General features: G+C 63.9%; 4 protein-coding genes and 1 pseudogene. All 5 read right to left on the bottom strand.

Annotated features, from left to right (window positions below; translation table 11 throughout):
- A partial coding sequence (locus tag EOA22_RS25715; RefSeq protein ID WP_127390304.1) for a 2Fe-2S iron-sulfur cluster-binding protein occupies window positions 1–188 on the bottom strand: 188 nt, incomplete at its 3' end.
- 73 nt (window positions 189–261) lie between these two features.
- A complete protein-coding gene (locus EOA22_RS25710) occupies window positions 262–951 on the bottom strand; it encodes an NADH-ubiquinone dehydrogenase (RefSeq protein WP_063168237.1) in 690 nt (229 codons plus the stop codon).
- Window positions 952–1,022: 71 nt separating this feature from the next.
- Complete coding sequence (gene nuoF, locus EOA22_RS25705) at window positions 1,023–2,327, bottom strand: NADH-quinone oxidoreductase subunit NuoF (RefSeq protein ID WP_013531094.1); 1,305 nt, start codon at window positions 2,325–2,327, stop codon at window positions 1,023–1,025.
- A gap of 10 nt (window positions 2,328–2,337) precedes the next feature.
- On the bottom strand, window positions 2,338–3,618 hold the full coding sequence (locus EOA22_RS25700; protein WP_063168238.1) for an NADH-quinone oxidoreductase subunit E: 1,281 nt from the start codon (window positions 3,616–3,618) through the stop codon (window positions 2,338–2,340).
- Window positions 3,619–4,291 (bottom strand): annotated as a pseudogene (locus EOA22_RS25695) (NADH-quinone oxidoreductase subunit D); the annotation flags it as partial.

The raw sequence follows: 4,291 nt of genomic DNA, 5'->3' as shown, positions 1-4,291 counted from the left end.
CAGGAAGCCTGCGGCTTGGGCGGCCCGCCCTTCACCTCGATCAGGCACATGCGGCAATTGCCGGCGATCGACAGCCGCTCATGGAAGCAGAAGCGCGGCACTTCCGCGCCAGCGTCTTCCGCCGCCTGCAGCAGCGTGTAGTGGTCGGGTACAGTGATCTCTTTCCCGTCGACCTTGAGCTTTGCCATTCGCCTCAAACCCCTGCGGAGTTCCCGCAATCTCTTTTTCCGGACGCGGTCGAGACCACGTCGAGCACTTCATTCACTTCTTGACGGCGAGCGCCGCCGCTTGAGCTGTCCAATCGTCGCGGCCGATGCGGCCGCCGAGCGACAGATAGTCCTCGACCCAGGCAACCTCTTGCGGCGTCCATGCCGCGATCTGGGCATACGTCCAGATGCCGAGGCCGTTGAGAACCTTTTCCAGCTTGGGCCCGATGCCGGATATCGCCTTGAGATCCGCCGGTTTCGCCGGCTTCTCCATGGCCTTGGGCTGCCTGAAATCCTCGGGCAACAGCGCATCGCCGACGCCGCCCGTTGCGGGAACGGCATTTGCCACCGGCGTCATGGTGGCGGCTTCCTTGGCGGCAATATCGGTGACTTCCTGCGCGAAGGACTGCGCCTCGGCGATCATTGTTTTCGCCGTTGCCCGTGCCTTGGTGGAGGAAGGACTCGGTTCATCGAACTGGGCGACGCGCGCCTCGAAATCATCGACGATCGGCTGCAGCAGCCGTTGCGAGGCTTCTGCCGCGCCTGAAAACGCGCCCAGCCAGACGCCAAAAGCATGATTGGCAAGCCCGAGGCCAAGCGCCGACATCGCGGCCGCACCCGCCACAGGATGCACGAAAAGGTTGACGGCACTGGCCATCTCCTTCGGCATCATCCTGGTCAAGTCCTGGTTCATCTGCTCGATCTGGTCCAAATTGGGCATCAGCGGGTTCGAATACGGCGCCATAGAGTTCTCCTGGTCGTTTCGTCGTTCGCCCCGCCCTTCGCTGCGGACTTTCGTCCGCGTAAAACGTTCTTCTATTCCGCCGCCACCATCACAGGCTCGGCCCGGTGCGCATTGCGCGAAAACTCGTCGATGCGCCGCTCCACTTCGCCGCGGAAATGCCGCATCAGGCCCTGGATCGGCCATGCCGCCGCGTCGCCCAGCGCGCAGATCGTATGGCCTTCGATCTGCTTGGTGACGTCGAGCAGCATATCGATCTCGCGCTTCTGCGCCTCGCCGCGCACCAGCCGTTCCATCACCCGCCACATCCAGCCGGTACCTTCGCGGCATGGCGTGCACTGGCCGCAGCTCTCGTGCTTGTAGAAGTAGGAAAGCCGCGCGATCGCCTTCACGACATCGGTCGACTTGTCCATGACGATGACAGCCGCGGTTCCAAGGCCGGATTTGAGGTCGCGCAGCGCGTCGAAATCCATCGGCGCGTCGATGATCTGCTCGGCCGGCACCAGCGGCACCGAAGCGCCGCCCGGTATGACCGCCAAAAGATTGTCCCAGCCGCCGCGAATGCCGCCGCAATGCGTCTCGATCAGTTCGCGGAACGGGATCGACATCGCCTCTTCGACCGTGCACGGATTGTTGACGTGGCCGGAGATGCAAAACAGCTTGGTGCCGACATTGTTCGGCCGGCCGAAGGACGAGAACCAGGCCGCACCGCGGCGCAGGATGGTCGGCGCAACCGCGATCGATTCGACATTGTTGACCGTGGTCGGGCAGCCATAGAGGCCGACATTGGCCGGGAATGGCGGCTTCAGCCGCGGCTGGCCCTTCTTGCCTTCGAGGCTTTCGAGGAGCGCTGTCTCCTCGCCGCAGATATAGGCGCCGGCGCCGTGGTGCATGTAGATGTCGAAATCGTAGCCGGAGGTGTTGTTCTTGCCGATCAGCTTGGCCTCATAGGCCTCCTCGATCGCGCGCTGCAGCGCCTCGCGCTCGCGGATGAACTCGCCGCGCACATAGATGTAGGCGGCAACCGCACCCATGGCGAAACCGGCAAGCAGCGCGCCCTCGACCAGCGTGTGCGGGTCGTTGCGCAGGATGTCGCGGTCCTTGCAGGTGCCGGGCTCCGATTCGTCGGCATTGATGACCAGGTAGCTCGGCCGGCCGTCGCTCTGCTTGGGCATGAACGACCATTTGAGGCCCGTCGGGAAGCCGGCGCCGCCACGGCCGCGCAGGCCCGACGCCTTCATCTCGTTGACGATCCACTCGCGGCCCTTGGCGACGATGCCGGGCGTGTTATCCCAGGCGCCGCGCGCCATCGCGCCGGCCAAGGACTTGTCGAACAGGCCGTAGATATTGGTGAAGATGCGGTCTTTATCCCCGAGCATTTTTCGTCCCTCAGACCGGCTTCTTGCCGAAGACGCGGATGTATTCGGCGACGCCACCCTTGGCGAGCGCCTTGGCCTGCTTGACCCAGTCGTCGCGATCGATGCGGCCCTGGAAAGAGAGATAGCCATCCACCCACTCGCGTTCGGCCTTCTTCCACGACGCGACCTGCGCGAAGGTAAAGATGCCCAGCGTATGCAGGATGCCCTCGATCTTGGGGCCGACGCCGGAGATCAGTTTGAGGTCATCGACCTGTGCCGGCCTGTCGATGCCGGCCGGGCGGTTCTTGTCCCCGAGCGACGGTTTGGCCGGCTTGGCGGCCGGTACCTTGACCTCTGGCGCCTTGAAGGCGGAGGCCGGCTCGGCCTTGGTGATGGGGCCACTGCGCTGCTTGGAAACCTGCTCGACTTTGGAGTCTGCCTTGTTGGCATTGGCGGCCGAATGCAGTGGAGCGGCAACACTCGCCGCCTTTTCAGCCGCCGGCGCGACCTTGGTTTTTGAAGGCGTCTTCAGCGCCGGGCTGGTTTCAGGGGCGTCGGTCTTCGGCTTGCTGGTGTTGGACGGTGCGACAGGGGCCGCGGCCGGCGCCGGCACCGGCGCTGCGACGATCGCGTCGGGTGCCGCCCTGGCGGCCTTGGCCGCCTCCCTGGCTTCCCTGTCGCGGGTCGACTTGAGGATCGCCTTTTCGCTCTTCAGCGTGGTGAGGCCGGAGGCCGGCTCCGAGCCGGTGCGGCCATTCTGCGGCCCCGGTTCCACCGCAGCACCCTTGCCGGCGTCATAGAGATCGATGATTTCAGCCAGGCGTTCCGGCGTCAGATCCTCGAACGTGTCCTTGAAGATCATCACCATCGGCGCGTTGACGCAGGCACCGAGGCATTCCACCTCTTCCCAAGACAAGGTTCCCTTGTCGTTGGTGTGGAACTGGTCGTGATGGATTTTGGAGCGGCAGACATCCATCAGCGCTTCCGAACCGCGCAGCATGCAGGGCGTGGTGCCGCAGACCTGGATGTGCGCACGCGTGCCGACCGGATTCAACTGGTACTGCGTGTAGAAGGTCGCGACTTCCAGCCCGCGGATGCGGGGCATGCCGAGCATGTCGGAGATCGTCTCGATCGCCGCCTTCGTCACCCAGCCTTCCTGCTCCTGTGCTATCATCAGAAGCGGGATGATGGCCGACTGTTCACGGCCCTTCGGGTACTTCTTGATCCATTGCTTCGCAGCCGCGGCATTCGCCCGGTTGAAGGCGAAGGATGCTGGCTGGACGCTGGCTTCTGCGAGACGGCGGACTGACATTTAGCGATCGACCTCACCAAACACGATGTCGAGGGAGCCGAGAACGGCGGTGACGTCGGCCAGCATGTGGCCGCGGCAGAGGAAATCCATCGCCTGCAGATGCGCGAAACCCGGCGCGCGCAGCTTGCAGCGGTAGGGCTTGTTGGAGCCGTCGGAGACCAGATAGACGCCGAATTCGCCCTTCGGCGCCTCGACGGCGGCGTAAACCTCGCCGGCCGGCACGCGATAACCCTCGGTGTAGAGCTTGAAGTGATGGATCAGCGCTTCCATCGAGCGCTTCATCGCCTGGCGCTTGGGCGGCACCACCTTGCCATCGAGGTTCGACACCGGGCCGGTGCTCTCCTTGCCGAGCAAAAGGTCGACGCACTGGCGCATGATCTTCGCCGACTGGCGCATTTCTTCCATGCGCACGAGGTAGCGGTCGAAGCAGTCGCCGTTCTTGCCGATCGGAATGTCGAAATCCATCTCCGAATAGCATTCATAGGGTTGCGACTTGCGCAGATCCCAGGCTGCACCCGAGCCACGCACCATCACGCCCGAAAAACCCCAGGCCCAGGCATCCGCCAGCGAGACGATGCCAATATCGACATTGCGCTGCTTGAAGATGCGGTTGCCGGTCAGCAGACGGTCGCGGTCGTCGTGCGACTTCAGGAACGGGTCGATCCACTTGCCG

This window comes from Mesorhizobium sp. M7A.F.Ca.US.014.04.1.1, assembly GCF_003998745.1.
Taxonomy (GTDB): Bacteria; Pseudomonadota; Alphaproteobacteria; order Rhizobiales; family Rhizobiaceae; genus Mesorhizobium; species Mesorhizobium ciceri.
Note: the sequence above shows the minus strand (reverse complement) of the source record. Positions and strands in the feature narration are given on the sequence as shown.